General features: G+C 72.8%; 23 protein-coding genes and 1 riboswitch. Of the genes, 6 read left to right on the top strand and 17 right to left on the bottom strand.

The window, feature by feature from the left end:
* Positions 1 to 4: 4 nt before the first annotated feature.
* The 3 genes from P3T41_RS00955 to P3T41_RS00945 are packed head-to-tail and all read right to left on the bottom strand — an operon-like array spanning position 5 to position 2720.
* Complete coding sequence (locus tag P3T41_RS00955) at positions 5 to 703, bottom strand: response regulator transcription factor (RefSeq protein ID WP_280686972.1); 699 nt, start codon at positions 701 to 703, stop codon at positions 5 to 7.
* Complete coding sequence (locus tag P3T41_RS00950) at positions 703 to 1860, bottom strand: DUF5931 domain-containing protein (RefSeq protein ID WP_348533616.1); 1158 nt, start codon at positions 1858 to 1860, stop codon at positions 703 to 705. The genes P3T41_RS00955 and P3T41_RS00950 overlap by 1 nt, the downstream gene beginning before the upstream one ends.
* Before the next feature lie 38 nt (positions 1861 to 1898).
* On the bottom strand, positions 1899 to 2720 hold the full coding sequence (locus P3T41_RS00945; protein ID WP_280687308.1) for a lysophospholipid acyltransferase family protein: 822 nt from the start codon (positions 2718 to 2720) through the stop codon (positions 1899 to 1901).
* Between the two features lie 187 nt (positions 2721 to 2907).
* Here P3T41_RS00945 and P3T41_RS00940 point away from each other — a divergent pair, with 187 nt between their 5' ends.
* Together P3T41_RS00940 and P3T41_RS00935 are read left to right on the top strand one after the other, a co-directional pair.
* Positions 2908 to 3690, top strand: coding sequence for an alpha/beta fold hydrolase (locus tag P3T41_RS00940; RefSeq protein ID WP_280686971.1), 783 nt, complete (start codon positions 2908 to 2910; stop codon positions 3688 to 3690).
* Positions 3691 to 3716: 26 nt separating this feature from the next.
* Positions 3717 to 4235, top strand: a complete 519-nt coding sequence (locus tag P3T41_RS00935) for a hypothetical protein (protein ID WP_280686970.1) — start codon at positions 3717 to 3719, stop codon at positions 4233 to 4235.
* A gap of 84 nt (positions 4236 to 4319) precedes the next feature.
* On the opposite strand, the gene P3T41_RS00930 is transcribed toward P3T41_RS00935, so the two are convergent.
* From P3T41_RS00930 to P3T41_RS00905, 6 genes are all read right to left on the bottom strand, one after another.
* A complete protein-coding gene (locus P3T41_RS00930) occupies positions 4320 to 6842 on the bottom strand; it encodes a collagenase (RefSeq protein ID WP_280686969.1) in 2523 nt (840 codons plus the stop codon).
* Between the two features lie 259 nt (positions 6843 to 7101).
* Positions 7102 to 7848, bottom strand: a complete 747-nt coding sequence (locus P3T41_RS00925; RefSeq protein WP_280686968.1) for an endonuclease/exonuclease/phosphatase family protein — start codon at positions 7846 to 7848, stop codon at positions 7102 to 7104.
* Positions 7849 to 7984: 136 nt separating this feature from the next.
* Positions 7985 to 8929, bottom strand: a complete 945-nt coding sequence (locus P3T41_RS00920) for an ROK family glucokinase (protein ID WP_280686967.1) — start codon at positions 8927 to 8929, stop codon at positions 7985 to 7987.
* A gap of 201 nt (positions 8930 to 9130) precedes the next feature.
* The gene (locus P3T41_RS00915; protein WP_280686966.1) at positions 9131 to 9376 is read right to left on the bottom strand and encodes a DUF5304 family protein; all 246 of its coding nucleotides are present in this window, start codon (positions 9374 to 9376) and stop codon (positions 9131 to 9133) included.
* 100 nt (positions 9377 to 9476) lie between these two features.
* Entirely contained in the window at positions 9477 to 10649 is a 1173-nt protein-coding gene (locus P3T41_RS00910) for an ArsA-related P-loop ATPase (RefSeq protein ID WP_348533615.1), read from the bottom strand.
* 12 nt (positions 10650 to 10661) lie between these two features.
* Positions 10662 to 11114 (bottom strand): SRPBCC family protein, encoded by a 453-nt coding sequence (locus P3T41_RS00905; protein ID WP_280686965.1) that lies wholly within the window; start codon positions 11112 to 11114, stop codon positions 10662 to 10664.
* A gap of 327 nt (positions 11115 to 11441) precedes the next feature.
* Here P3T41_RS00905 and P3T41_RS00900 point away from each other — a divergent pair, with 327 nt between their 5' ends.
* Positions 11442 to 13232: a long-chain fatty acid--CoA ligase gene (locus P3T41_RS00900; RefSeq protein WP_280686964.1), complete on the top strand. Its 1791-nt coding sequence runs from the start codon at positions 11442 to 11444 to the stop codon at positions 13230 to 13232.
* Between the two features lie 81 nt (positions 13233 to 13313).
* Here the strand turns inward: P3T41_RS00900 and P3T41_RS00895 are convergent, their stop codons facing one another.
* Positions 13314 to 14447, bottom strand: a complete 1134-nt coding sequence (locus P3T41_RS00895) for a glycosyltransferase family 4 protein (RefSeq protein WP_280686963.1) — start codon at positions 14445 to 14447, stop codon at positions 13314 to 13316.
* Between the two features lie 178 nt (positions 14448 to 14625).
* On the opposite strand from P3T41_RS00895, the gene P3T41_RS00890 reads away from it, so the two are divergent.
* On the top strand, positions 14626 to 16017 hold the full coding sequence (locus tag P3T41_RS00890) for a glycosyltransferase family 87 protein (RefSeq protein WP_280686962.1): 1392 nt from the start codon (positions 14626 to 14628) through the stop codon (positions 16015 to 16017).
* A 25-nt stretch (positions 16018 to 16042) separates the two neighbouring features.
* Here P3T41_RS00890 and P3T41_RS00885 read toward each other — a convergent pair whose 3' ends face one another.
* The 6 genes from P3T41_RS00885 to P3T41_RS00860 form a co-directional block, all read right to left on the bottom strand.
* The gene (locus P3T41_RS00885) at positions 16043 to 17161 is read right to left on the bottom strand and encodes a hypothetical protein (RefSeq protein ID WP_280686961.1); all 1119 of its coding nucleotides are present in this window, start codon (positions 17159 to 17161) and stop codon (positions 16043 to 16045) included.
* Between the two features lie 20 nt (positions 17162 to 17181).
* Entirely contained in the window at positions 17182 to 18222 is a 1041-nt protein-coding gene (locus P3T41_RS00880; RefSeq protein ID WP_280686960.1) for a C40 family peptidase, read from the bottom strand.
* Positions 18223 to 18433: 211 nt separating this feature from the next.
* The gene (locus P3T41_RS00875) at positions 18434 to 19567 is read right to left on the bottom strand and encodes a C40 family peptidase (protein WP_280686959.1); all 1134 of its coding nucleotides are present in this window, start codon (positions 19565 to 19567) and stop codon (positions 18434 to 18436) included.
* Between the two features lie 6 nt (positions 19568 to 19573).
* Positions 19574 to 19722, bottom strand: a riboswitch (cyclic di-AMP (ydaO/yuaA leader).
* A 286-nt stretch (positions 19723 to 20008) separates the two neighbouring features.
* On the bottom strand, positions 20009 to 21046 hold the full coding sequence (locus P3T41_RS00870) for a C40 family peptidase (protein ID WP_280686958.1): 1038 nt from the start codon (positions 21044 to 21046) through the stop codon (positions 20009 to 20011).
* 165 nt (positions 21047 to 21211) lie between these two features.
* Positions 21212 to 22708 (bottom strand): NYN domain-containing protein, encoded by a 1497-nt coding sequence (locus P3T41_RS00865; protein ID WP_280687306.1) that lies wholly within the window; start codon positions 22706 to 22708, stop codon positions 21212 to 21214.
* 134 nt (positions 22709 to 22842) lie between these two features.
* Positions 22843 to 23124, bottom strand: a complete 282-nt coding sequence (locus P3T41_RS00860; RefSeq protein ID WP_280686957.1) for a hypothetical protein — start codon at positions 23122 to 23124, stop codon at positions 22843 to 22845.
* Positions 23125 to 23324: 200 nt separating this feature from the next.
* On the opposite strand from P3T41_RS00860, the gene P3T41_RS00855 reads away from it, so the two are divergent.
* Positions 23325 to 24101, top strand: coding sequence for a rhomboid family intramembrane serine protease (locus P3T41_RS00855; RefSeq protein ID WP_280686956.1), 777 nt, complete (start codon positions 23325 to 23327; stop codon positions 24099 to 24101).
* A complete protein-coding gene (locus P3T41_RS00850) occupies positions 24098 to 24379 on the top strand; it encodes an Lrp/AsnC ligand binding domain-containing protein (protein ID WP_280686955.1) in 282 nt (93 codons plus the stop codon). The genes P3T41_RS00855 and P3T41_RS00850 overlap by 4 nt, the downstream gene beginning before the upstream one ends.
* Positions 24380 to 24384: 5 nt before the next feature.
* On the opposite strand, the gene P3T41_RS00845 is transcribed toward P3T41_RS00850, so the two are convergent.
* Positions 24385 to 25758, bottom strand: a complete 1374-nt coding sequence (locus P3T41_RS00845; RefSeq protein WP_280686954.1) for an aminotransferase class V-fold PLP-dependent enzyme — start codon at positions 25756 to 25758, stop codon at positions 24385 to 24387.
* Positions 25759 to 25776: the final 18 nt, after the last annotated feature.

Below are 25776 nucleotides of genomic sequence, written 5' to 3'. Positions count from 1 at the left end.
CGGGTCAGCTCGGGTCGTCGTCCAGCCCCCGCTCGATGGCGTAGCGCACCAGCTCGACCCGGTTGTGCAGTTGGAGCTTCCCGAGGGTGTTCTGCACGTGGTTCTGCACCGTGCGATGCGAGAGCACCAGCCGCTCGGCGATCTGACGGTACGACAACCCCTTCGCCACCATGCGCAGCACCTCGGTCTCCCGTGCCGTCAGCCGCGGCACCGGCGCCCCCGCCGAGCCCGATCGCGCCTCGTCGACGGGCTCGGCGGCCAGCCGCCGGAACTCGCCGAGCACCAGGCCGGCCAGTCCCGGGGTGAAGACCGCGTCCCCGGCGGCCGTGCGCCGCACCGCGTCCAGCAGTTCCTCGCGCCCGGCCGACTTCACCAGGTACCCGCTCGCCCCGGCCTTCACCGCCGCCAGCACGTCCGCGTGCTCCCCGCTCGCGGAGAGCACCAGGACCCGCAGGCCCGGATCGGCGGCCAGCACCTGGCGGCAGACCTCGGCACCGGGCAGCAGCGGCAGGTGCAGGTCGAGCAGCAGCACCTGCGGCCGGCTCGCGGCCGCCCGGCGGACCGCCTGCGCACCGTCCCCGGCGGTGGCCACCACCTCGAAGCCCGCGTCGGCCAGGTCCCTGGCCACCGCCTCCCGCCACATCGGATGGTCGTCCACCACCATCACCCGCAGCCGCCCACCGAACACCTGCTGGCCCGCCATCAGCCCTCGCCTTCCCTGGGTACCCGCAACTCGATCTCGACGCCTTCGCCTGGCGCCGAACTGAACTCCGCCGTGCCGCCCAGGTCGCTCAGCCGGCCCTCGATCGACTGGGCGACGCCGAGCCGCCCGTCCTGCCGAGCCTCGGCCAGCCGTCCGGCGGGGAACCCCGGGCCGTCGTCGCGGATCGAGACGGTCACCGCCGCGGGCTCGTCCTCCAGCAGGATCCAGGCGCGGGCGTCCGGCCCGGCGTGCCGCCGCACGTTGTCCACGGCCGCGCCCACGGCGGCCGCGAGTTGCTCGGCCACCTGGCCGGGCAGCAGCACCGGGGTGCCGGGGGCCGCGACGGTGATCCGCTCGTCGGCGTAGCCGCTGAGCAGCTCGCGCAGGTCGCGGCCCTCGCCGCGGGTCTGCGCCGGGAGCCGGCCGCTGGTCATCAGCGTCCGCAGCGCCCGTTCCTGCTCCCCGGCGAGCTGCCCGAGCCGCTCGTCGACCGCGCCGGCCCGCCGCTGCACCAGCGCCAGCACCTGGAGCACCCCGTCGTGGATGTCGCGGGAGAGCCGCTCCCGCTCGCGGGTGGCCGCATCCACCCGCAACGCCTCGCCCAGCGTGGCCTCGCTCGCCCTGGCCAGCTCCATCACCTGGCCGACCGGGCAGCCGACCATCAGCAGCAGCACGGTGTTGTGGATGTTGTCCAGGGTCGGCCCGCCGTGCCCGAGGACGTTCGCGGCGCCGATCACCAGCGCCGCCGCCGCGGCCAGCCGCCAGCCGCCCCGGCCGCCGAAGCCGAGCACCGTGGCGGCCGCCCAGATGGTCGGCAGGGTCAGCGCGCCGGCCGCGGTCTGCTGCGGGGTGTCGACATATCCACTGAGCACGATGCCGCTCACCGCGATGGCGAGGTCGAAACCCAGCATCGGCCAGGAGCAGCGGGCCGGGTTGCCGAAGGCGCGCGAGGTGGCCAACGTCCAGAGCACCAGGGCGCCCAGGTAGATCCAGCCGGCCACCGGATGCCGCACGTGCGCGAAGACCAGCGAGAACCGGAACAGCGCGTAGCCCAGCGCGAGCAGCCGGTATCCGCTGATCCCCCGCCAGAGCGGCAGCTCCACCGACATCCCGCCGGCCGCCACCGCCGCGCTCGGGCCACCCCCCGGTACTGCCACCGCGCCCGCTCCCCCGGTTCGCGCCGAACGAACAGACCCTAGGAGTCGCCCGACTCCTGCTTGCCCTGCTCCAGTTCCTGCTTCTCCTGCTCCAGCTTCTCCAGCTCCTGGCGCTCCTTCTCGGCCGCCTTCTCCGCCGCCCGCTCCGCGCGCTGCTCGGCCCGGCGCTCGGCGTCCGCACGCTTCTTCTCGTCCGCGATCTGCCGCTTGGCGGCGGTCGCGTAGATGTCCACGTACTCCTGGCCGGAGAGCCGCATGATCTCGTACATCACCTCGTCGGTGACCGAGCGCAGGATGAAGCGGTCGTTCTCCATGCCCTGGTAGCGGGAGAAGTCCAGCGGGCGGCCGATCCGGATGCCGGGGCGGATGCCGAAGTTGGGGACCACCTGGCCGGGCGGCTGCACCTTCTCGGTGTCGATCATCGCCACCGGGATCACCGGCGCGCCGGTCTGCAGCGCGACCCTGGCCAGGCCGCCGACCTTGCCGCGGTACAGCTTGCCGTCGGGCGAGCGGGTGCCCTCGGGGTAGACGCCGAACAGCTCGCCGCGGTCGATCACCGCGACCGCGCTGCGGATCGCCGCCTCACCGGCCCCGCGCACTCCGGAGCGGTCCACCGGGAGCTGGCCGACGCCCTTGAAGAAGGCGGCCGTCAGCTTGCCCTTGAGGCCCGGCGTGTTGAAGTACTCCGCCTTCGCGATGAAGGTCACCCGACGCTTCATCAACGCGGGCAGGAAGAAGGAGTCCGAGAACGAGAGGTGGTTGCTGGCGATGATCGCCGGGCCCTCGTCCGGGATGTTCTCCGCACCTTCCATCCACGGCCGGAAGAAGATCCGCAGCATCGGCGCGACGATCATCTTCATCAGTCGGTAGAACAACCCGGACCTCCTGTATTGCAGACCGGTCGATCCTAATGCCCCCGCGACCCCCTCGACGCACCAGTGCGGCGCCGCCGCGCGACCGTGAAGGTCTGTACGCCCCGCCGACCCCGTGCAACGATGGCCGCGGCCCCTCACCTTCACCGCAGGATTCCCGAAGGAGCTTCCCCGGATGCCGCTGCTGCCCGGTGCCGAGCCCTACCACTACCGCGGCGGCCCGATCGGCGTGCTTCTCTGCCACGGCTTCACCGGCTCCCCGCAGTCGCTGCGCCCCTGGGCCGAGCACCTGGCCGAGGCGGGCCTGACCGTGGCACTGCCGCTGCTGCCCGGCCACGGCACCCGCTGGCAGGACCTCCAGGTGACCCGCTGGCAGGACTGGTACGCCGAGGTGGCCCGCGAACTGCTGCTGCTCGCCGAGCAGTGCGAGCAGGTCTTCGTCTTCGGCCTCTCGATGGGCTGCTCGCTGGCGCTGCGGCTGGCGGCCGAGCACCCGGCGCTGGTGGCCGGGCTGGTCCTGGTCAACCCCTCGGTGCGCTCGGACAATCCGGCCACCGCGCTGCTCCCGGTGGTCCGTCACCTGCTGCCCAGCCTGCCGGGCATCGCCGGCGACATCGCCCGGCCCGGCGCCACCGAGCTCGGCTACGACCGCGTTCCGCTGGACGCCGCCTGGTCACTGGCCCAGCTCTGGCGCACCGTGCAGCAGGACCTGCCGCGGGTCGGGCAGCCGGTGCTGCTGCTGCGCAGCCCGCAGGACCACGTGGTCTCCCCGGCGAACTCCGCCTTGGTCCGCGCCCGGATATCCTCGGTCGATGTGACGGAGCGGCTGTGCGAGCGCAGCTACCACGTCGCGACCCTGGACCACGACGCCGAACTGATCTTCGAGGAGTCCCTCGGGTTCGTCCGTCGGCTGTCCGGGGTCACGCAGGGCACCGACGCCACCGACCAGCGGGGCTGAGGGCCACCAGGACCGAAGGGCCGGCAGTGCACGAGCACGAGAACAACACGGCGGGCGACGACGAGGACCGCCCCCAGGAGAGCGAGCAGCGCCCCACGCCCGCGCCCGGCAGCCAGGCCGAGCAGGACGCGATCTTCGCCGCCCTGGTCGCGCAGTTCGACGACCCGGTGGACCTGAACCGTCCGGACTGGCCCGAGATCGAGAACCTGCGCGCGAAGAACCCGCCGCCCCCCGCGCCCTCCACCGTCCAGTCCCCGGGCCCGCGCGACTGGGAGGCCGCCGAGGACCCCGACGAGGGCCACTTCGTGCCGCCCGAGCCCCCGCCGCTGCCGACCGGCGACACCACCAGCAGGTTCGCCTGGATCGCCGTCCTCGGTGGTCCGGCGCTGCTCCTCTTCGACGCCCTGGTCTGGCGCCAGGTCTCCGGCTGGCCCGCCTGGGTCGGCCTGACCGCCTTCCTCGGCGGCTTCACCACGCTCGTCGTCCGGATGAAGGACCGCGATCCCGACGAGCCGCACGACCCGCACGGCGGCGCGGTGGTCTGACGCGCCACCGTGGCGCGCCGCGCCCCCGGACCTCGGGTCCCGGGGGCGCGGCGCGCTCATGGTGTTGACACTGCGTCAGATCGGTCAGTAACTCGTCGTCACCGTCGCACCGGTGAAGCCGCTGATCGCCTGCAGGCTGATGTAGTTCGCACCGGCCGGCGGATTGGCGATGGTCAGGGTGTGCGCGCCGGGGCCGGTGGCCGAGGCGCTGTTGCCGGCGGCGGTGGCCCAGCCGGTGCCGGAGTAGTAGAGGTCGGCGGATCCGCTGCCGGGGGTGGTGGTGATGGTCAGGCTGGGGGTCCCGGCGGGGATGTCGAGGTAGAGGTAGCTGGAGTTGCCGGCGTCGGCCGCCAGGCCCGAGCGGGTGCAGTTCTGGCCCAGCTCGCGGGCGTCGGCGCCGGTGCACTCGGGGGCGGCGGCGCTGACCGTGACGGTGCTGGTGGTGGCGGCGGAGGCGCCCTGGCTGTCCAGCACGGTGAGGTGCACGGTGTAGACGCCCGGGGTGGTGTAGGTCTTCGTCGGGTTGGCGTCGGTGGAGCCGGTGCCGTCGCCGAAGTCCCAGGTGCGGGCGGTGATCGTGCCGTCGGGAGCGGTGGAGCTGTCGGCGAAGGTCGCCGCCAGGCCGGACGCCTGGGCGGTGAACGCGGCGGTCGGCGGCTGCGGGACGGTGTTGCAGGCGCCGGCGGCGCAGGCGGCCAGCCAGCTGGACCAGTCGGCGTCGTAGCCGGTGCCGATCGAGGTGAGCAGGTTCAACGCGCCCTGGTAGTCACCGGACCGGTAGAACCCGAGCAGCGCGTCGACGTCGGAGCGGTGCCGCTCGAGCATGTAGCGGACCGACAGGTAGCCCCAGGGATAGACCCGGTCCTCGCCGCTGCTGTAGGTGTTGGCGAAGACGGTGCTCAGCGGGTAGCTGCCCTTGGCTGCGTCGGCCACCGCGTCGGTGTCGACCAGTCCGCGGTAGGTGTAGGAGTCGTACTCGGCCAGGCCCTCGATCCACCAGATGGTGTCGGCGGTGGAGGTGGCGGCGGTGAAGTCGCCGTAGGTGTCGAAGCGGCCGTCCAGGTAGTGGGTGAACTCGTGGTTCAGGTTCCAGATCTGGAAGGTCGGGCGCAGCCAGTCCGCCTCGTAGGCGACGAACCGCGGCTGGTTGCCTGCCTGGTTCGGCTCGCCCTCGATGTACTCGCCGCCGTTGTCGGTGCTGACGCCGAAGATCTCGCCGGCGTAGGTCTGGTAGTCGGCGGTGGAGTGGAAGACGTCCACCTCCAGGGTGGTGTTGCCGTCGTCCGCCACCGGACCCGGGTCCTTGATCAGGTTGTGGAAGAACGCGGTCTCCCCGATCAGGCTGTTGCAGGTGGCGTTCAGCTCGTCGGCGGTCAGGTCCTGCGCGACGATCCGCAGGTTCGCATCACAGGTGTAGTTGATCGTCAGGACGGCGGCCTGCAACTTGGCGGCCAGGTCACAGGTGTTGTAGTCGGCGCAGTTGCTCTGGTCGTACTGGTCCGCCTGAGCGGCCACGCCGACCCAGAGCGGGGCGGTCGGGCCGGTCATCGCCGAGTCGGCCAGCAGGCCCTTGAGCAGCGGGCGCACCGTCGGAGCCAGCGTGGCGTCCTGCAGGAAGCGCGCCAACTCGGTGCCGGCGTTGGAGTCCAGGTAGCTCTGGGCACCGCCGAGCAGCGCCAGGTTGCCGGTCGCGAAGGTGTCCAGGGTGGTCAGGATGCTCGGGTCGGCCTCGGTGGCGGCGACGAAGTCCGCGTTCTGGTGGCCGCGGAAGAGCACCGTGTAGACGTTGTTGACGGCCGCCAGCATGCCGGCGGAGCTGTTGTACGTGCTGTTGTAGCCGGTCAACAGCCGCTGCTCGACCGGCAGATAGCGGGCGTTCTGGCCGGCGCTGTCGATCAGCGTGACCGCCTCGGAGAGCACCGCGCCATTGGCGTCGGTGACGTCCTGGCTGTGCGGCGAGGCGTAGAAGGCGTCCAGTGCGGCCTGGATCGCGCTCTGCAGCCCGCTGCCGTACGTGCCGACGTCCGCCGCGTCGTTCCACTGGACGTAGTAGCCGGCCCGCAGGTACAGCACCAACTCCAGTACGTGGGTGCTGTCGTCGCCCGGGTAGCTCGGCGAGGCGGCGGCCAGCGCGTTGGCGACGGTCGTCAGCTGCGACTCCTGGAAGGCCTGGTGGGCCGCGGAGCCGGCGACGGTGAAGAAGGTGTTGACGCAGTCGGAGCCGGCCGCCTCGACCGCCTGGACCAGCGCGTCACCGGTGTTGGCGCTGATCGCGGAGGTGTCACAGGCGGCGGTCGCCGCGCGGGACATCGGGTGCGCCGGCTTGCCGACGTCGCGGTGCAGCGCGGCGTTGTCGGACGGCAGCGGCGGCCGGTCCTTGGCGCTCACCCGCTGCGCGTCGTCAGCGGATCGGACGGCGCCGGCGGCCGGCTGCGGAGCCAGGCCGGGCCGGGCGGCCGGCGTCCTGGCGGCGGCCTTGGCCGGCGCGAGGCCGGCGGGTGCGGCGTGCGCCTCGCTGGGGGGCGCGGCGAGCCCGAGCCCGGCCGTCAAGGCCAGGGCGGCTATCAGGAGTCGGGGCAACTGCTTCCCGACCGATGTGGCACTCACGTGGGGGTCTCCCGGTGTGGGGGTCGCGCCCTGCGGCACGGCCTTGCGGGGTGAGGACCGTGGCAGGCAATGGGGCATGACGATGCGTCAGAGCTCATCGATGGCACCGGAGTTGAGCGAGTGGGGCCGGCGACCGGGACGAGCTGGACCGTCTGAGCATGCACACGGTGGGGCGTGTGACATGTACCATTGCATACATCACATGGTTCGTGAAGACGTCCGACGCAGAGATGTATGGACAACTCCAGCCGACGGCCTGTCAGGCCGCGCTGGCGCCCGGTACTCGCAACACCGCCACCACCGGCAGGTGATCGGTGGCCGCCAGCAACTCGGCCAGCGACAGCGGCGGCACCCCGCAGGCGAGCACCTCGATCCCGGGCGAGGCGAAGACGGCGTCCAGCCGCTGCAACGGGTCCCCCGGACGCGAGGTGTACTCGCCGCCCCACGGCGCGGTGGCCCAGCCGTCCTGGTACCGCCCGGCCAGCGCACCCCAACCCGGGTCCTCCGGGTGCTCGTTGAAGTCCCCGGCGATCACCGAGAGTTCGCGGATCGCCGCCTGCTCGTGCAGCAGCTCGAACTGCTGCGCCCGCTCGGGGCCGATGAAGCTCAGGTGACAGCTGGTCAGCGCGAACGGCGCGGACCGGCCGAGCCGCACCACGGCGCCGGCGAAGCCACGCGCGTGCCAGCCGCGGTGCTTGGGGAGCAGCCGGTCGTGCCGGCTCAGCACCTCGACCTCCGGCCGCCCGAGCAGCAGCGGACCGGCCGCGGTGCGACCGCCGCCGGAGACGACCACGGTGCCGGTGTGGCGGGCCAGCCAGGCGGCCTGCCCCTCGGGCCGCCAGTAGCGCGGCGACTCCTGCACGCAGACCAGGTCCGGCTCGCAGGCCCGGATCACCCGGGCCAGCGCCCGGCGATCATCGCGCTGCGAGCGGATGTTGTAGCTCAGCACGCGGACCAGTTCGGCACCGTCGGGCTGCGGACCGGAGGGCGGCAGGTCAAGACTCACCCTGGACACGCTACCGGCTCCGCCGGGGCGGAGCCGGTGCGAACGCGGGGAACCCGACGGAACGTCAGCTGGGAACTCGACGGAACGTCAGCGAGGAACCCGACGGAACGTCAGCAACCGTGCTCAACCCGGGGATTCAGCGAGTACGCGCCAGATCGCCCGCACCCACGATGCCCGCCGAGGATCCCATCGAGGCCAGCACCACCTCGGCGCGCGGCCGGTGCGCCCCGCCGGTCAGGTACTTCTCGCAGTCCTTGGCCACCGGGTCGAGCAGCAGCCGCCCGGAATCCGAGACCCCGCCGCCGAGCACGAAGACCCCGGGGTCGAAGAGCGCGGCCAGGTCGGCCATCCCCCGGCCCAGCCAGTCGGCCAACTCGGCGTAGCACTCCAGCGCCAGCGGGTCGCCCTCCTCCGCGGCCTGGGTGATGTGGATGCCCCGCAGGGTCTCGGCGACCCCTTCGTTGAGCTCCAGCATCCGCTTGCCGCGCACCGGGTCCGCCGCCGTCTTCTCCCGGCCGTAGCGGCGCAGCGCCCGCCCGGAGGCGTACTGCTCCCAGCAGCCCTTGCCGCCGCAGCCGCAGAGCAGGCCGTCCGGCACCATGTTGAGGTGGCCGATCTCGCCGGCCACGCCGAACCGGCCGCGGTGCAGCCGCCCGTCCAGCACGATGCCGCCGCCGATCCCGGTGCCGACGGTGATCAGCACCATGTCGGTGTGCTCGGCCGCCGCGCCGAACCGGAACTCGGCCCAGGCCGCGCAGTTGGCGTCGTTCTCCACCACCGTGTCCAGGCCGGTCAGTTCCTCGATCCGGCCGCGCAACGGCTCGTTCTCCCAGTCGATGTTGGGCGCGAAGATCACCGTGGAGCGGTCGCGGTCCACGAAGCCGGGTGCGCCCACGCCCACCGCGGTGACCTCGGCGAACTGCTCCTTGAGCTCGCGCACGGCCTGGGCGATGGCATCGACCGCCCACTGCGGGTCCGCCGGGGTGGGAACCCGGGTCCGGGCCAGGATCTCGCCGTTCTCGTCGACCACGCCGGCCGCGATCTTGGTCCCGCCGACGTCGACGCCGATGGTCAGAGCCATGTGTCCCTCAGTCATTCGCTCGTGCCCGATGGGCGGAACGGTACCCGCCCGGCCGTGCTCCCGTACACACCTGGCCATACATTATCCGAAGACAAGGCGGCGGAAGCCTCGCCGGAAGGCTTCAAAAGTCGTACGATTCGAGGCAGACGGTAGTACCAGCACACCGCTGGGTGACGGGCTCGGGACAGGGCCGTAGAGGCCCTAGTCGTCCAGGTCGATGGGCTCGGAGTCGGCCGGCTCGGGGGCCGACCAGCGGCGCTCGTGCCCGGCCACCGCGGCCCGGTAGGCGGCCAGCAGCTCGGTGCCGGCGGCGGCCAGGTGTCCGAAGACCTCGGGGTTCTCGGCCTTCACCCGACCGAAGATCCGCTCGGCCTGCCCGCCCACCGCGGAGGCCAGTTTGCGCACCTCGTCGACCAGAGGGTTGTCGACAGGATCTGAATTGGTCATGACGCGCGCCTCCCGGTGCCACGGCGGCGGCCGGCGCCTGTGCGGCGCACCCGCCCGATCACTCAGACGCTACCGGGTCGCGCCGCCGAACCGGCAGCGGTCAGCGCTCGCTGGGCCAGAGGTCCGGGTCAGGAGCGAAGCGCAACGTCAACTCCCCGTCGCGCAGCGCCGCCCCGGCCACCGTGCAGCGCCGCAGCGCGCCGGGCAGCGGCAGGATCCGACGGTACGGGCCCAGGCCCACCACCAGCTCGTCGCCGCGCCGCATCAGCTCCAGGTCCGCCCGCTCGGCACCGGGCGCGGCCAGCCGCCAGAACAGCACGCCCTCCTCGGCCAGCCGGTCCTCGGCGGTCCACGGCCAGCGAGCCGGCGACTCGGGGCCATCGCCGTCGCCGTACAGCTGATCGGCCAACGACGCCAGGTCCGTCGCCCCCTGATCCGCCGTCAGCAGCGGTACGCCGAGGCCGATCCCGGCCAGCCGCCCGCGTTCGGCCAGGGCCTGCCCGGCCAGCCAGGCATCGGCGGAGTCCGATGCGGCGGCCGGCAGCGCGCGGTGCGCCACCACGGCGTCCAGCCGGTGGCCGAAGAGCGCGAGGCCGGCGGCGGCCCGGCGCAGCCCGGGCACCGAGCAGGAGCCGGCGTCCACGGCGAGGCGCACCGAGGTGTGCGCCGACTCGATCACCGCGCGGGTGGCGGCCAGTTCGCCGGCCACCCAGGCGCGGGCCGAGTAGAGCCAGTCGGCGGGCATCGGCACCCCGGCGAACGCGGCCAGCAGCGGGCGCAGCGCCCGGGCCGCCTGACGCTGCTCGGGCAGCAACCGGGACAGGTAGCGGTCCAGTTGCTCGGGCAGCGCGAGCGCGGCGGTCAGCTCGGCGGGCGGCGGGGCGGCGGCCACCACCAGGTCGTACCGGTCGGCCGGGACCCGCACCGCGCGCAGCAGGGCGAGCTGCCGGGTGCCGGGCAGCGCGGTCAGCTCGTCGTCCTCCAACGGCTCGACGCCGAGCAGGTCGAAGCCGGCCCGCAGCTTGCCGTCCAGCCCGGCCACCGCACTGCGGAACGCCTGCTGCTCGTCGATCCGAACGGCCTCCAGCCGTTGCGACACGGGCTGCGCGACGGGGCCCAGCCGCATCGCCAGCGCCTCGTCCACCAGCCGGTGCGGGTCGTCGGCGGCGAGCAGCAGGGTGCGCAGACCGCGTCCGGCGGCGTGCGCGGCGGTCGCGGCCGCCACCACGGGCACCGCGTTCGCGTCGCCGGTGACCAGCACCGTCCGGATCACTGCCGGGCCTGCCTAGCTCGCCGCGCTGCCGGGCTTGGTCTCCACCCGCTTCTTCAGACCGGCCAGCGCCCGGTCGATGATCACCTTCTCGGCCTTGCGCTTGATCATGCCGAGCATCGGGATCTTGACGTCCACCGCGAGCTGGTAGGTGACCTCGGTACCGCCGGCCGCCGGGGCCAGCGCGTAGGAGCCGTCCAGCGCGCGCAGCATCTGACTCTTCACCAGGGTCCAGGAGACCTCGCGGTCGGCGTCCCAGGTGTAGGCGAGCACGTGCTCGTCGCGGATGGCGCCGGCGTCCAGCAGCAGCCGGACCTGGGTGGCACGGCCGTCCTCGGCGCGGCCGAGCACCTCGACCTCCTTGACCTCACCCGTCCACAGCGGGTACGCCTCGAAGTCGGCGATCACCGCCATCACCTCGGCCGCCGTCGCCTCGATGACGATGCTCGACCTGGTGTGTTCCGCCATGGGTGGGCCTCCGCGTTGTCCCGTGCCACTCGTCAGGTGCGCTCGACAGGTGCGCGCGACAGCCGCGCTCGAAGTCGTTTGGTGCTCTCGACGTCGTCAAGTGCCCTCGAAGGCTATCGCGGCCGCCGGTGCCCTCGGCCCCATGGGGCGTGGGCCGGAGGGCTACCCGCGGGTCACCCGGCGGCTGTCGTAAGGTGCGTCTCGAAACGATCAGTGGCTCACCCGAGTGGTGTGACACTTCGAACAGAGCGGCTGACCCCCTACCCGAATCCGACTACCGGGCAGTAACGTCCTGCCGTCCCGCAGCGTCGCAGACGAGGAGCAGCAGTGCTCGACTTCAGCCTTCCGGCCCGCTACCAGGTCCCGAGTGGTGGCAACCTCTCGGACCTGGTCCACCAGAACGCCATCGAGCACCCCCGGGTCGCCGTGGTCAGCCGGAAGCTCGAAGGCCGCTGGCAGGAGGTCACCGCCGCCGCGTTCCTCACCGAGGTGCACCGCGCCGCCAAGGGCCTGATCGCGGTCGGGGTCAACCCGGGCGACCGGGTCGCCGTGATGTCGCGCACCCGCTACGAGTGGACGCTGCTGGACTTCGCGATCTGGTCGGCCGGCGCGATCACCGTGCCGGTGTACGAGAGCTCCTCCGCCGAGCAGGTGCAGTGGATCCTCGGCGACTCGGGCGCCGTCGCGCTGGTCACCGAGACCGACAGCCACGCCGCGGTGGTCGACTCGGTCCGCGACCAGCTGCCCGACCTGAAGCACACCTGGCAGATCGAGCGCGGCGCGCTCGCCGAGCTGGCCGCCGCGGGCAGCACCGTGTCGGACGCGACGGTGACCGAGCGCCGGTCCATCCCGACCGAGGACTCGATCGCCACCATCGTCTACACCTCGGGCACCACCGGCCGTCCGAAGGGCTGCCAGCTGACCCACGGCAACTTCCTGGCCGAGCTGGGCAATGTGACGGCCCGGCTGCCGGAGCTGTTCCGCACCGGCGAGAGCTCGGTGCTGCTCTTCCTGCCGCTGGCCCACGTGCTGGGCCGGATCGCCGAGATCGCCGCCGCGATCGCCCCGATCAAGCTGGGCCACGTCTCGGACATCAAGGACGTCACCGCCGAACTGGCCTCGTTCCGCCCGACCCTGATCCTGGGCGTGCCGCGGGTCTTCGAGAAGGTCTACAACACCGCCCGGGCCAAGGCCCAGGCGGACGGCAAGGGCAAGATCTTCGACCAGGCCGCCGCGACCGCGATCGCCTACAGCAGAGCGCAGGACCAGGGCGGCCCCGGCCTGCTGCTGAAGCTCAAGCACACGGTCTTCGACAAGCTGGTCTACAGCAAGCTGCGCGCCGCGCTCGGCGGCCGGGCCACCCACGCGATCTCCGGCGGCGCGCCGCTGGGCGAGCGGCTGGGCCACTTCTACCGCGGCATCGGCTTCACCGTGCTGGAGGGTTACGGCCTGACCGAGACCTGCGCGGCCACCGCCTTCAACCCGGACGACCGGCCGAAGATCGGCACGGTCGGCCAGCCGCTGCCCGGCTCGTCGGTGCGGATCGCCGAGGACGGCGAGGTGCTGCTGAAGGGCCCGCAGGTCTTCACCGGCTACTGGAACAACCCGACCGCGACCGCCGAGGCGCTGCGGGACGGCTGGTTCGCCACCGGCGACCTCGGCAGCCTGGACGAGGACGGCTACCTGACCATCACGGGCCGCAAGAAGGAGCTCATCGTCACCGCCGGCGGCAAGAACGTCGCCCCCGCGGTGATCGAGGACCGGATCCGCGCGCACCCGCTGATCGGCGAGGTGATGGTGGTCGGCGACCGCAGGCCGTTCATCGCCTGCCTGGTCACCATCGACGAGGAGTTCCTGCCCAGGTGGCTGGAGCTGAACAACCGCCAACCCGCCACCCTGGCCGAGCTGGTGGACGACCCGCAGCTGCTGGCCGCCGTCCAGGAGGCGGTGGACGAGGGCAACAAGGCGGTCTCGCACGCCGAGGCGGTGAAGAAGTTCCGGATCCTGCAGACCGACTTCTCCGAGGCCAACGGCTACCTGACGCCCTCGCTCAAGCTCAAGCGGAACGTGGTGCTGAAGGACTTCGCCGGCGAGATCGAAGCCCTCTACCAGCGCTGAGCTGGTCAGCGCTGATCGGCCCAACGCCGGTCGGCCCAACTCCGGTCGGCACAACGCCGGTCGACACAGTGCCGGCGCTGCTCAGCTCAGCAGGCCGGTCAGGCGCTGGGCCAGCAGGTCCCAGCGCCAGGCGTCCTCCACCCAGCGCCGCCCGGCCGCGCCGAGCTCGCGGCGCAGCGCCTCGTCGCCGAGCAGCCGGGTGATCCGCTCGGCGACCGCGCCGGGCGAGCCGCCGGGCACCACGTAGCCGGTCTCGCCCTCCAGCACCGCGTCCGGCGCGCCCCCGGAGTCGCCCGCCACCACCGGCAGCCCGGTGGCCGAGGCCTCCAGGTAGACGATGCCGAGCCCCTCCACGTCCAGCCCGCCGCGCCTGGTCCGGCAGGGCATCGCGAAGACGTCCCCGGCCCCGTAGTGGGCCGGCAGCTCGGCCCACGGCACCTCGCCGGTGAACCGCACCGAGGCGGCCACGCCCTTGGCGTCGGCGAGCCGGCGCAGGTCCGCCAGGTAGGGCCCACCACCGACGATCAGCAGCACCGTGTCCGGCTGGGCGGCCAGGATCCGCGGCAGCGCGGCGATCAGGGTGTCCTGCCCCTTGCGCGGCACCAGCCGGGAGACGCAGACCACCACCGGACGGTCCGTCAGCCCGAGCCTGGCCCGCACCTCGGCGCCGCCCGACTCCGGATGGAAGGTCTTCTCGTCCACCCCCGGCGGCAGTTGGACCATCCGCGCGGCCGGGCCCGGGCCCACGGCCCCGGCGATCCGCGAGCGGGTGTACTCGCCGAGGTAGGTGAGCGTGTCGGTGCCCTCGCCGATCCGCCGCAGCAACTGGCGGGCGGCCGGCAGCTGGGCCCAGGCGGCCTCGTGGCCGTGCGTCATGCCGAGCAGCCGGCGCGCGCCGGCGCGGCGCAGCGCGGGTGCCATCAGGCCCAGCGGCGCGGCCGCGCCGAACCAGACGGTGTCGCACCCCTCGGCCCGGAGCAGTTCGGCGGCGCGCCTGGTGACCCGGGGCGTGGGCAGCAGCATCGTGCTCCGATCCCGGATCACCGGGAACGGCTGCTCGGCGTCGAACCGGGCGACCTCCCGGCCGTCCCGCCAGGATGAGGCATACACCACAATGTCACCGGCCGGCTGGCGGATCGCCATGTTGTGGACGAAGGCCTGGATTCCGCCTGGGCGCGGGGGAAAGTCATTGGTCACCACAAGGGTCTTCGGCATACTGTCCACGGCTCGCTCGGTCGGGGGGTGCTCGGTTCACCGCTCGCTGATCCGTACCATAGGTCACCATGCCGATTCGGCGGGAACGGATGAAGGGTCCGGAACCGTTTCCCCCGTGGCTCTGTCCTAGTCGACACGGGTTCAGGCGGGTGCGCGCAGCTAACGAGGGAGCACAGTGGTGTTGGCCAACGACGGCCCGGCCGACCAGAACGGCAGCAGCGGCGGGGGGCTCGCCCTGGCGACGCCCCCGAATCCGGGTGCGACCGCGGTGACGCCCGCTGCGCCCTCGCGCGGCGCGGGCTGGCGGGTCGGCGGCACCTGGCTGCTGACCCGGATCCTGCTGGTCCTGATGGTCACCGGTGTCCTCAAGATAGCGCCGCTGGACGTGACCACCGACGTCTCGGTGATCTACCACAGCTGGTTCAGGGTGCTGCAGACCGGCACCTTCCCGATGGACGACGTCACCTGGCAGTACCCGCCGGGCGCCGCGCTGGTGATCCTGGCCCCCGGCCTGCTGCCCTGGTCCTACCTGACCTCCTTCTTCGTGCTCTGCGGGGTCTTCGACACCCTGGCGATCGGCATGCTGCTGCGCTCCGGGCTGCGCCGGGGGCGCAGCCTCGCGGGGGCCTGGATCTGGGTGATCGGGGTCCCGCTGCTCGGTCCGACCGTCTACTGCCGCTACGACATCCTGGTCACCGCGATGGCCGTGACCGGCCTGCTGGTGGTGCTGCGCCGGCCGGTGCTGGGCGGCATCCTGCTGGGCGTCGGCGGCCTGATGAAGCTCTGGCCGCTGCTCGGCCTGGCCGGCACCCCGCGCGGCCGGCGGACCCGGCGGTCCTGGACGGCGGCGGTGGGCGCGGTGGCCACCCTCTCGTTCCTGCTGGCCGCGGGGATGAACGGGGCCTTCCAGTTCCTCACCTTCCAGGCCGACCGCGGCATCGAGGTGGAGTCACTGGGCGCGCTGCCGATGCACTTCGCCAAGCTGTTCGGCGCCTGGCACGGCTCGGTGACGATGAACTACGGCTCGGTGGAGTTCCTCGGCCCCTGGGTGCCGGTGATCTCCAAGCTCGCGATGGGCGCCACCGTGGCCGGCTTCGCCTGGCTGCTCTACTGGCGGCTGCGGGCCCGCCGCTGGCAGCCCTCCACCACGTATGACGCGGCCCTGGCGACACTGCTGATCTTCACCGTGACCAGCCGCGTGATCAGCCCGCAGTACATGGTGTGGCTGGTCGGCCTGGCGGCCGTCTGCCTGACCGTGCGCGGCACCAGCCAGCGCCCGGTGGCCGTGATGATCCTGGTGGCGACGGTGCTGACCACACTGGAGTTCCCGATGAACTTCGGCCAGGTGGTCAACAGCATGCCCTGGGGCGTCACCATCCTGGCCTCCCGCAACCTGACCCTGCTGGCCGCCACCATCCTCTCCTGCCGCCGGCTGTGGCGTTCCACCCAGGGCCCGGCACCGGTCGCCGTCGAGCAGACCGAGGAGCCGGCCGAGCCGGAGCCCACCTACCCGGTGCGCCCGGGGATCGCCTACGAGCAGAGCCTGTTGGACGACATCCAGCACGGCTGATGGACCGTCAGGTAGCTGCGAGCCCTCAAGTCCCGGGCCCGAGCCGGCGGACCACCTCGGCGATCCACCGCCTGGTGAACTCCGCCAGCCCGTAGCCGAGCCGCTCGCCGAGGATCCGGTCCAGCTGCCGCTCCCGGCCCGCGCCGGGGCCGGCCGCGCCGAGCGACCGGTAGACGTCGACCAGGGCCCGCTGCCCGTGCTCGGCCGCGATCAGCGAGCAGGCCAGCCAGGAGAGTTCGTAGGCCTGGGCGATCCCGCCGGAGCCGGCCTGGAAGTCGGCGTCGGCGGGCAGCGCGGTCGGCAGCCTGCCGGCCGCCACGTCCGAGGTCAGCTCGGGGGCGATCTGCCGGGCGCTGCGGCCGGTGTTCAGGTACCCGGTGTAGTCGGCCACGCCCTCGGAGAGCCAGAGCGGGGTCCACGGATGGGTGTCGGCCCGGGTGGCGACGTGGGTGGACTCGTGGGTGATCACCACGTGCTTGCCGAACTCGCTGAGCCGGTGGTACGCGTCGGGGTTGACCAGCACCCGGTCGGCGGGCGTGTGCACCGGCGCGCCCGCGGCGGCGACGGTGACCGCGGCTATGTCCGAGTAGCTGCTCGGGTCGACCCCGAGCAGCTGGGTGAACTGGGCCTCGGTGGTCGGCAACTGGAGCACCAGCCGGCCGGCCCACCCGCTGCCCCAGACCGCGCTGACGGCGGGCACCGCCTGGTCCGCGATGGCGGCCAGCTCGGTCAATTGAGCGGCCGCGGCCGGCCCGAGCACCAGGCAGTGCGTCCCGCGCACCGGCGTCGGGTCGCCCAGGTCCCACGGCGCCGCCGGGCTGCCCGGGGCGGCGCCCTCGCCGCTCACCGCTCCGCCGGCCAGGGTGAGCCGCCGGTTCAGCACCGCCGGGTAGTCGTCGAAGCCGGCCAGCCGGTAGGAGAGTTCGGCGGTCACCGTCCGCGCGTCCCAGGAGGTCGGGCGGTAGTCCAGCTGGGCCGGCCGCAGCGCGGCCAGCTCACCGGTGCGCAGCGCCTGGGCGTGCGCGGCCAGCAGCGCCGTCGGCGGGCCGGACGGCGCCGCGACCGCCCGCCCCGGCAGCGCCCGGGGCAACGAGAGCTGGACGAGCCCGCCGGCCGCCAGCAGCAACGCGGTACGCCGGGGCACGCTCGTCCCGTCGTCGGTACTCAGACCCGCACCACCGTCGCCACCGGCATCGCCGCGACGTTCTCGTAGCGCACCCGGGCTCCGGGGTAGGGGGCGTGGATCACCGTGCCACCGCCGACGTACATGCCGACGTGGTGCATGTCGTGAAAGAAGATCACCAGGTCTCCCGGTCGCGCCTCGGCCAGGCTGATCCGCTGCCCCCCGAACGCCTGTGCCTGCGAGGTGCGAGGCAGGCTCACTCCCGCCTGCTGCCAGCTCCAGTACATCAGACCCGAACAGTCGAAACTGCCGGGCCCGGTGGATCCGTACACGTAAGGGGAGCCGAGCTTGCTCAGCGCCGCGGCCACCGCGAGCGCGGCCCGGTCCGACGCGGGCGGCTGGTTGCCCAGGTCCACCCGCTCGGCGCCGCGGGCGGCCCGCTCGTCCGCCTCCCGGGCGTCCTGCGCGGCCAGCTGGGTCCGCTCGGCGGCGGAGAGGCTGTCGAGCAGCGCCTGGGCGCTCTTCAGCCGCTGCTGGACCTGCTGCTTGCTCTGCGCCAGCGTGCTGCGCACCGTCTCCAGCTCGGCCAGCTTGGCGCTCGCCTCGCTGCGCCGCTGGTCGAGCCGGCGCTGCTGCTCCAGCACCTCGTGCAGCGAGGCGGCCTGCTGCCGGCCCGCCTCGGCCAGGCTGCGCGCCTTGATCAGGTAGCCCGCGGGGTCGCTGGAGAGCATCAGTTGAACGGCCGGGTCCATCCCGCCCGAGCGGTACTCGGCGGCCGCGACGGTGGCCAGCACCGAGCGCATCCGGTTGAGCGTGTCCTGGCCCTGCGCCACCTGCGCTTGCAGGGCGCTGGTCTCGGCCTGCAGCCGCTTGGCGTCCTCCTCCGCCGCATTGGACTTCTCCGAGGCCTGCTCGGCCTCGGTGTAGAGCTGGTCGACCTGCGCCTTGACGTCGTTCTTGTCCGGCCCGGCCGGTGCGCCCTGGGCGCTGGCCGTCATCGCCAGCGCGGTGGTCGCGGCAGCGGTGACCGCCAGCACCCGGGCGAACCGGCGCGCGGTACCCGACGGGGGTGTAATCGCCATCGTCTGACGACTCCAATCGCCGTGAGAGCTCGGGGAGAGCCCTCGGAGGAGCTGAGGTCCGAGCGCAGACGTTAGCGAGTCGGGACGGATGAGTCCAAACTCCTGCCAATACGAATATTTGATCCACAATCAGACAGCAGAACGGCGAAGGCCCGGTCTCCGCACGGGAGACCGGGCCTGGGTGACGCTTCGCCAGCGGCGTCGGGGGGTGTCAGGGGCGGATGATCGCCTCGACCCCACCCATGTTGGCGACCGACTCGTACTTGACGTTCTCACCGGTGCGCGGCGCGTGGATCATCGTGCCACCACCGACGTACATGCCGACGTGGTCATAGTTGTTGAAGATGAGCAGGTCGCCCGGCTGCGCGTTGGCGATGTTGGTGCCCTCGTTGGTGCCGATCGCGGCCTGCTGCTGGGAGGTGCGCGGCAGCGAGACACCGGCCTGCGCGTAAGCCCACTGCATCAGACCCGAGCAGTCGAACTCGGAGGGACCCGTCGAACCGAAGTGGTACGGGTCGCCGAGCCTGCTCTCGGCGGCGGCGATCGCGGCGGCGGCGGCCGAGTTGCCGGTGGTCGGCGCGGCCGGCGGCGTCGTGGTGCTGCCGAGGTCGGTGCGGGACGAGCCGCGCGAGGCGGCGCTCTGCGACTGCGCCGCAGCGGCGGCCTGTGCCTGCGCTTGCGCCTGCTGGGCGGCGGCCTTCGCCTGCGCGTCGGCCTGCGCCTGCTGGGCGGCCATCTGCTGGCGCTGCTGCTCGGTGAGCGTGTTGAGCAGGTTCTGGGCCTGCTGCAGCTTGGCCTGGACGGTGTCCTTGGCGGACTTCAGCTGCTGGGTGGTGGCATCCAGCGCGGTGAGCTTGCTCTGCGTCTCGGCCTTGCTCTGGTCGAGCACCGTCTGCTCGCTCCGCAGCTCCTTCAGCGTCTCCGCCTGGGTGGTGTTCAGCTGGTTGAGCGCGCTGGCCTGGCCGAGGAAGCTGTCCGGGTGGGACGAGAGCATCATCTGCACGGTCGGCGATATGCCGTTGTTGGCGTACTGGTCGGCGGCCACCGAGGCCAGCCCCGCCTGCAGGTTGGTCACCTGGTCCTGCTGCCGCGCCACCTGGTCCTGCAGGTCGCCGACCTGCTTCTGCAGCGTCTGCTGCTGGGCCTGGGCGCCGTCGTACTGCTGGGTGGCCTGCTCCGCCTGGTTGTTCAAGTCGTCGACCTGGGACTTGACCTGGTCGAGCGAGGGCGCCGGGTCGGCGTGCGCCGCGCCCTGCGAGGAGAGCGCCACGGCGGTGGCGGCAGCGGCGGTCAGAATCGACGCGCGGGTACGGCCAACGGGCTTGGGACGACGATGGGACGCCACGAATCCTTCTTCCCTCGGACCGCCTACCGGGTGAGCTGACGGGTTCGGGCTGGAAGACTTGCCCTACGACGCCTCACCGGCCCACGGCCGACCTGGCGCCGATTCACCCCGGAGGAACGTGGTTCCCCGGCTCCGGTCCACAGCTCCCCCGCAGGGGTTCCCCGTCGGACAGTCAACTGCCCGTGCTGCTTTCCAGACTCGGCGGTAACCCGCGCCGCCACCCGGGTCGGGTGATCACCATCGCGTGGGTCTGGTTGCCGACCCTAGTAACAAATCTGTGATCCGTTCAAATCCTTGTCAGAAAAACTCGGCAACTTTGACTCTGGGTGCTATGCAGATCACCAACAGGTGATCAAGTAGCGTGCGAACAAGTGTCCCCCGTCACACCTGGCGGGTGACGGGGGATCAGGAGCGCGGCGTGCGCGGCGGAGCGACGGCGGGTCAGACCCGGCGAATGATGTAGGACTCGCCCATCGTGCTGACGCTGGCGATCCGCACCACGTCACCGGTGTGCGGCGCGTGCACCATGTTGCCGCCGCCGATGTACATGCCCACGTGGTGCCGGTCGCCGCCGAAGATCACCAGGTCGCCCGGCTGGGCGTCGGCCAGGCTGGGCACCCCGGTGCCCACCGTGGCCTGCTCCTGCGAGGTGCGCGGCAGCGAGACGCCGGCCTGCTCGTAAGCCCACTGCATCAGACCCGAGCAGTCGAAGGTGGTCTGGCCGGTGGCACCCCAGACGTAGGAGTCGCCCAGGCGGGTGAGCGCCGCCTGCACGGCCTGGCCCGCGTAGCCGGAGGCCGGCGGCAGGTTGAGCGTGCTGAGCTGGGCCCGGGCGCTGCCGCGCGAGGCGGCCGCCTGCTGGGCGGCCAGCTGGGCGCGCTGCGAGGCGCTCAGCGAGTTGAGCAGCTTCTGCGCGGCGGCCAGCTTGGCCTGCACGTCCGACTTGGCCTGGTTCAGCTGCGCGGTGGCCGAATCCAACTGGGCCAGCGTGTCGGCGGCTTCCTTCTTGATCTGGTCGAGGTTGCGCTCCTCGCCCTGCAGCGACTTCAGCGCGTCCGCCTCGGTGCTGGTCGCCACCTGCATGCTGGAGGCCTGGTCAAGATAGGTGCCCGGGTGGGAGTTCAGCATCAGTTGGACCGACGGGTCGATCCCGCCGTCGCGGTACTGCTGCCCGGCCACGGCGGCGAGGCCGCCCTGCAGCTGGGTCACCTGGTCCTGGGTGCGGGCCACCTCGTCCTGCAGCTGGGAAGCCTGCTGGCGCAGCTGGTCACCGCGCTCCTTCGCGCCGTCGTACTGCTCGGCCGCGGCCTCCTGCTGGTTGTTCAGCGCATCGATCTGCGCCTTGACCTGGTCGACCGTGGGCGCCGGGTCGGCCCAGGCCCCGCTCTGCGAGGAGATCGCGACCGCGGTCGCCGCAGCGGCGGTGAGCACGGTGATCCGCGCGCGGCTCGACTGCTTGGGACGGCGGTGGGACGCCAAGGGACTGCTCCTTCTTCTACCGGGTCACCCGATCGGGTGAGTGACCGGAAAAATAGGTTTGACGCCAGACCCTAGTGAACATCAGATCCCTGCGCCACTCCCCCACCCCCACGAACTCACGGTCCAGGCCAGGTGTTCACCGGGTCTTCACCAGCTGAGCGCTGGTCAGCTGCGGGCCAGCCGGTTCAGCAGCAACACCGAGGCGACCGGGCGCGCGCCCGCCTTGCGCACGCCGTCGGCCACCTCCCGGTCGGCCGAGACCACCACCACCGGCCGGCCCTGCGGCTCGGCCCGCACCAGCTGGCGGATCAGCTCGTCCGCGGTCTGCCCGGTCCTGCTGAACCGCACCCGCACCCCGCGCGGTGGCGCCATGATCACCGGCACGTCCAGGTCCTGCCCGTCGAAGACACAGGTCACCTCGGCCTGGGTGCGCTGCGCGAGCATCGCCAGACCGCCCAGCAGCCGCAGCCGCTGCTGCTCCAACGGCAGCGTCGGGTAACCGGTCTTGGTCACGTTGTAGCCGTCCACCACCAGGTGGACCTGCGGGATCGCCAGCAGCTGGTCGAGCAGCGCCGGGTCGTCCTCGGCCAGCCCGCGCCGGGCCACGTCGTGCGGCGAGGCGGAGCCCGGGACGACCGCGTCCACCAGGTCGGCCGGGTGCAGCTGGGTGACCGGCAGCGCCAGCTCGCGCTGCAGGCCCTGGGCGGACTGCAGCACGGTGTCGAGCAGCAGCCGCAACCGCATGTCCTCCACGCTGCGTCCCTCGCGGGCCGAGCGGCGCCCGGCCTCCAGGGCGGTCTCCAGCTCGGCCACCCGGTGCTTCAGCCGCCGGTTCTCGCTCTCGGCGGCGCCGCGCTCGACGGCGGCGGCAGCGGCGGCGGAGGTCAGTTCGGCCTGCACCTTGCGGGTCTCGGCCTGGGCCCGGCGGGTGTCGCTCTCCAGCCCGCGGAGCTTCTTGCGCAGCGTCTCCAGCTCCTTGCGGGTGCCCTCGGCCTCCGCGCGCTGGCGGTCCAGGTCGGCGCGGGCGGCGGTGCGGGTGGCGGTCAGCTCCTCCTGGAGCTTCTCCACCAGTCGGGCCGCCTCGGCGGCTGCGTCCTCGGCGCCGGCCCGCTCGACCTGCTCGCCGGCCTCGGCGACCAGCCGGGTCCAGCCACGGCTGCGCAACAGGTAGGCGGCGGCGGCCACATCCAGGGGCTCGGCCGCGCCCGGGACCTGGCCCGCCTCCAGTGCCTTCACCAGGTCGGGCTGGCCCAGCCGCAGCCGGTCAGCTATCCGCAGGCGGAAGACCGGCTCGGCCTCCAGGGCGGCGGCCAGCGCGGTGCCGGCGTACTTGGCCCGCCGGGCGGGGGTGAACTTGGCGTACGGGCGCAGCGAGGGCGGCAGGTCGGCGGGCGGCAGGCCGCCGAGCGCGTCGGCGGCCAGGCCCACCACGCGCCGGCGCACACCCTCGGGCAGCGGGCGGTCCAGCTGCTCGGCGGGCTGCTCGTCCTCGACCGACGACTGGACCGACGCCTCGGCCGACGGCTCGACCACCTGCTCGCCGGCCGGGCCGACGGCTGCGGCCGGGTCCACAGCGCCGTCGGCGGACGTCGCGGACGCGACCGGCTCGCCGGCAGCGGGCAGCGGCCCCTGCGGCTCGGCGGCCTGGCTGGCTGCGTCCATCGCGTCCTCGGCTCCGATCATGATCTGCGCGGTCGCCCGGCCCAGGGCCGTGGCGCCTCGACTCACCACCCGGTGACTCTCACCGCTCGATGCAATTGTCGCGTGCGCGGCGACTGTTTTTCAGCAGCGCCCGCTCAGCCGGCCTGCCCGGCCCCGTCCCCGGCGGGCGCCGCGTCGGGCTCCTCGGCGTCCGGGCGAGCCACCAGCTCGACCTGGTCGACCGCGTTGCACCAGCGGCAGCGGATCGACTCCAGCGTCTCGCTGAGCACCTCGGTCTCCTCCACCTTGGGCTCACCGGCCAGGTCCAGGTGCAGGTACTCGACCACGCGGGAGGACCGGGTCACATCGAACCGGGTCAGGTTGCCGCAGAGCGTGCAGCGCCAACGGGTCTCGGCGGTGGGCACGGGGACGGGCATGAGCGAGGTCCTCTCGGCTGGTACCTGGTCCGGGCCGACGTGCCGGCCAGGTCTCAAGCCTAGGGCCTCCTGCTGAGACGGCGGGCACCGGATACCGGTTCCCACCAGCACCGCGGCCCGCTCGAACGCCTGCTCGCCCGCTCACCCGCTCGCCGTACACCGCGGTGTCACGAGCGCGCCGGCGCGGAATGGATCCGGCCATGGCAGACCAGCGCCACGAGGGGCCGACCCCACTCGTCAGCTATCTCCTGATCGCGCTCAACTGCCTGGTGTTCCTGGCCGGCCCGAGCGGGATCAACCCCGGCTACGGCTCGACCGCGCCGGCGCGCGCCTGCGCCGCCCAGCACTACCAGCAGCGGTGGGGCGCGATCCCCGCCGAGCTGCTGAGCAACCGTCCGCTGACCTCCGCTCAGCTGGCCGGCCTCCCCGCACCGCTGCCCGGCTGCCCGCTGCTCGCCACCCCGCACAAGGTGCCGGCCCTCTCCGCGCTCAGCTCGCTCTTCGTGCACGGCGGCTGGCTGCACCTGCTGGGCAACATGCTCTTCCTCTATGTCTTCGGCGCGGGTGTCGAGGAGCGGCTGGGCCGGCTGCGCTTCCTCCTCTTCTATCTGGCCGTCGGCGTGCTGGCCGGGTACGGCTACGCGGCCGTCGGCGGGCACGGCCCCGAGTCGCTGCGCCCGCTGGTCGGCGCCTCGGGGGCGATCGCCGGGGTGCTCGGCGGCTATCTGCGGCTCTATCCACGGGCCCGGGTGACCACGCTGGTCCCGGCGCTGCTCTTCCTGCCGCTGCGGCTGCCGGCCTGGCTGGTGCTCGGCCTCTGGTTCGGCGTGCAGTGGTGGTCGCTGCGCCAGGCGGGCAGCGGGGTCGCCTACCTGGCCCATGTGATCGGCTTCAGTGCCGGGTTCCTGGCCTTGTGGGTGGCGGCCCGACGCGCCGGATACGCTGGCCCCACCCTCGACCCAGGAGTCCAGCCGTGATCACCGCCATCGTGCTCGTCAAGACCAGCGTCGACCAGATCCCGGAGATCGCCGAGGCCATCGCCGCGATCGACGGGGTGAGCGAGGTCTACTCGGTGACCGGCGGGTACGACCTGGTCGCCATGGTGCGGGTGCGCCGCCACGACGACCTGGCCGAGGTGATCCCCGGCCGGCTCAACAAGGTGCCGGGGGTCGCCCACACCGAGACCCAGATCGCCTTCCGGACGTACTCGCAGCACGACCTGGAGGCCGCCTTCGCGCTCGGCCTGGACGGCTGACAGCTCTAACGTCGAGTGTCGGCCACGCAACGGCCGCCTTCGTTGCGGTAGTTCCACCGCGCGCCGTCGCTGACCAGCTCGCGCACCGCCGCCAGGAAGCGGTCGAGGTGCTCCTCGGGTGTCCCCGCCCCGAAGCTGACCCGGATCGCGTTCAGGCTGCGCTCCCCCGGCAGCGAGGCGTCGGGCGCGCCGCACGCCGAGGAGGGGGCGGGCGCGTCCGACCCCAGCAGCGTGCGCACCAGCGGGTGCGCGCAGAACAGCCCGTCGCGCACCCCGATGCCGTACTCGGCCGAGAGCGCCGCCGAGAAGTGCGAGCTGTTCCAGCCCCGGACCACGAACGAGAGCACCCCGACCCGGGCCGCCCGGGCACCGAACAGGCTGAGCACCCTGACCTCGGGGATCTCGGCCAGACCCGCCGTCAGCCGGTCGATCAGGTACTGCTCGCGGGCCTCCAGGGCTTCGAAGCCGGCCTCGGTCAGCGCCCGGCAGGCCGCGGCGATGGCGTAGGCGCCGATCACGTTCGGCGAACCGGCCTCGTGCCGGGCCGGACCCTGGTGCCACTCGACCGCCACCGAGCCGTCCGCCTCCCGCGCCACCGTGCGCGAGGCGCCGCCGCCGGCCAGGTAGGGCTCGGCCGCGTCCAGCCAGTCGGCGCGCCCGGCCAGCACGCCCGCGCCGAACGGGGCGTAGAGCTTGTGGCCGGAGAACGCGACCCAGTCCACCGCCAGCTCGCGCACCGAGACCCGGTGGTGCGGGGCCAACTGCGCGGCGTCCAGCACCACTCGGGCACCGTACCGGTGGGCGACCCGGGTCAGTTCGGCCACCGGCCACAGCTCGCCGGTGACGTTGGAGGCGCCGGTGACGCAGAGCAGCCGCGGCCCGGCCCCGTGCCGCGCGACGCAGACCGCGAGCGCCTCGTCCAGTGCGGCCACCGCCTCCTCGGGCGAGCTCGGCGCCCGCAGGTAGCCGACCGGGAATCCGGCCTGGGCCCAGGGCAGCAGCGAGGCGTGGTGCTCGGTCTCGAAGGCGAACACCCGGGTGCCCGCCGGCAGTGCGCCCGCCAGCAGGTTGAGCGAGTCGGTGGTGGCCCGGGTGAAGACCACCTGGTCGTCCTCCCGCAGGTCGAGGAAGTCGGCGACGGTGCGCCGGCTCTGCTCGAACAGGTCGGTGGAGAGCTGCGAGAGGTAGCCGGCGCCGCGGTGCACGCTGCCGTAGTACGGGGCGTACGCGGCCACCTCGTCCCAGACCCGCTGCAGGGCCGGAGCGCTGGCCGCGTAGTCGAGCGCGGCGTAACCGACCCTCGCACCGGAGACCAGCGGGACCTGCACATCGGCACCGAGCACGGCGAGGGGGGCGCAGAGGTCAACGGAAGTGGACATACGGATGCACTCCTTCGA

The sequence above is a fragment of the Kitasatospora sp. GAS204B genome, assembly GCF_029892155.1.
Lineage (GTDB): Bacteria > Actinomycetota > Actinomycetes > Streptomycetales > Streptomycetaceae > Kitasatospora.
The sequence above is the reverse complement of the archived record's forward strand: the minus strand, read 5'-3'. Positions and strand labels throughout refer to the sequence as shown.

Coding starts and splice junctions, on each gene's coding strand:
- P3T41_RS00955 (WP_280686972.1), bottom strand. CDS start 703: ATGGCGGGCCAGCAGGTGTTCGGTGGGCGGCTGCGGGTGATGGTGGTG.
- P3T41_RS00915 (WP_280686966.1), bottom strand. CDS start 9,376: ATGACCAATTCAGATCCTGTCGACAACCCTCTGGTCGACGAGGTGCGC.
- P3T41_RS00860 (WP_280686957.1), bottom strand. CDS start 23,124: ATGCCCGTCCCCGTGCCCACCGCCGAGACCCGTTGGCGCTGCACGCTC.
- P3T41_RS00905 (WP_280686965.1), bottom strand. CDS start 11,114: ATGGCGGAACACACCAGGTCGAGCATCGTCATCGAGGCGACGGCGGCC.
- P3T41_RS00880 (WP_280686960.1), bottom strand. CDS start 18,222: ATGGCGATTACACCCCCGTCGGGTACCGCGCGCCGGTTCGCCCGGGTG.
- P3T41_RS00940 (WP_280686971.1), top strand. CDS start 2,908: ATGCCGCTGCTGCCCGGTGCCGAGCCCTACCACTACCGCGGCGGCCCG.
- P3T41_RS00865 (WP_280687306.1), bottom strand. CDS start 22,708: ATGGACGCAGCCAGCCAGGCCGCCGAGCCGCAGGGGCCGCTGCCCGCT.
- P3T41_RS00920 (WP_280686967.1), bottom strand. CDS start 8,929: ATGGCTCTGACCATCGGCGTCGACGTCGGCGGGACCAAGATCGCGGCC.
- P3T41_RS00895 (WP_280686963.1), bottom strand. CDS start 14,447: ATGCCGAAGACCCTTGTGGTGACCAATGACTTTCCCCCGCGCCCAGGC.
- P3T41_RS00855 (WP_280686956.1), top strand. CDS start 23,325: ATGGCAGACCAGCGCCACGAGGGGCCGACCCCACTCGTCAGCTATCTC.
- P3T41_RS00945 (WP_280687308.1), bottom strand. CDS start 2,720: ATGAAGATGATCGTCGCGCCGATGCTGCGGATCTTCTTCCGGCCGTGG.
- P3T41_RS00845 (WP_280686954.1), bottom strand. CDS start 25,758: ATGTCCACTTCCGTTGACCTCTGCGCCCCCCTCGCCGTGCTCGGTGCC.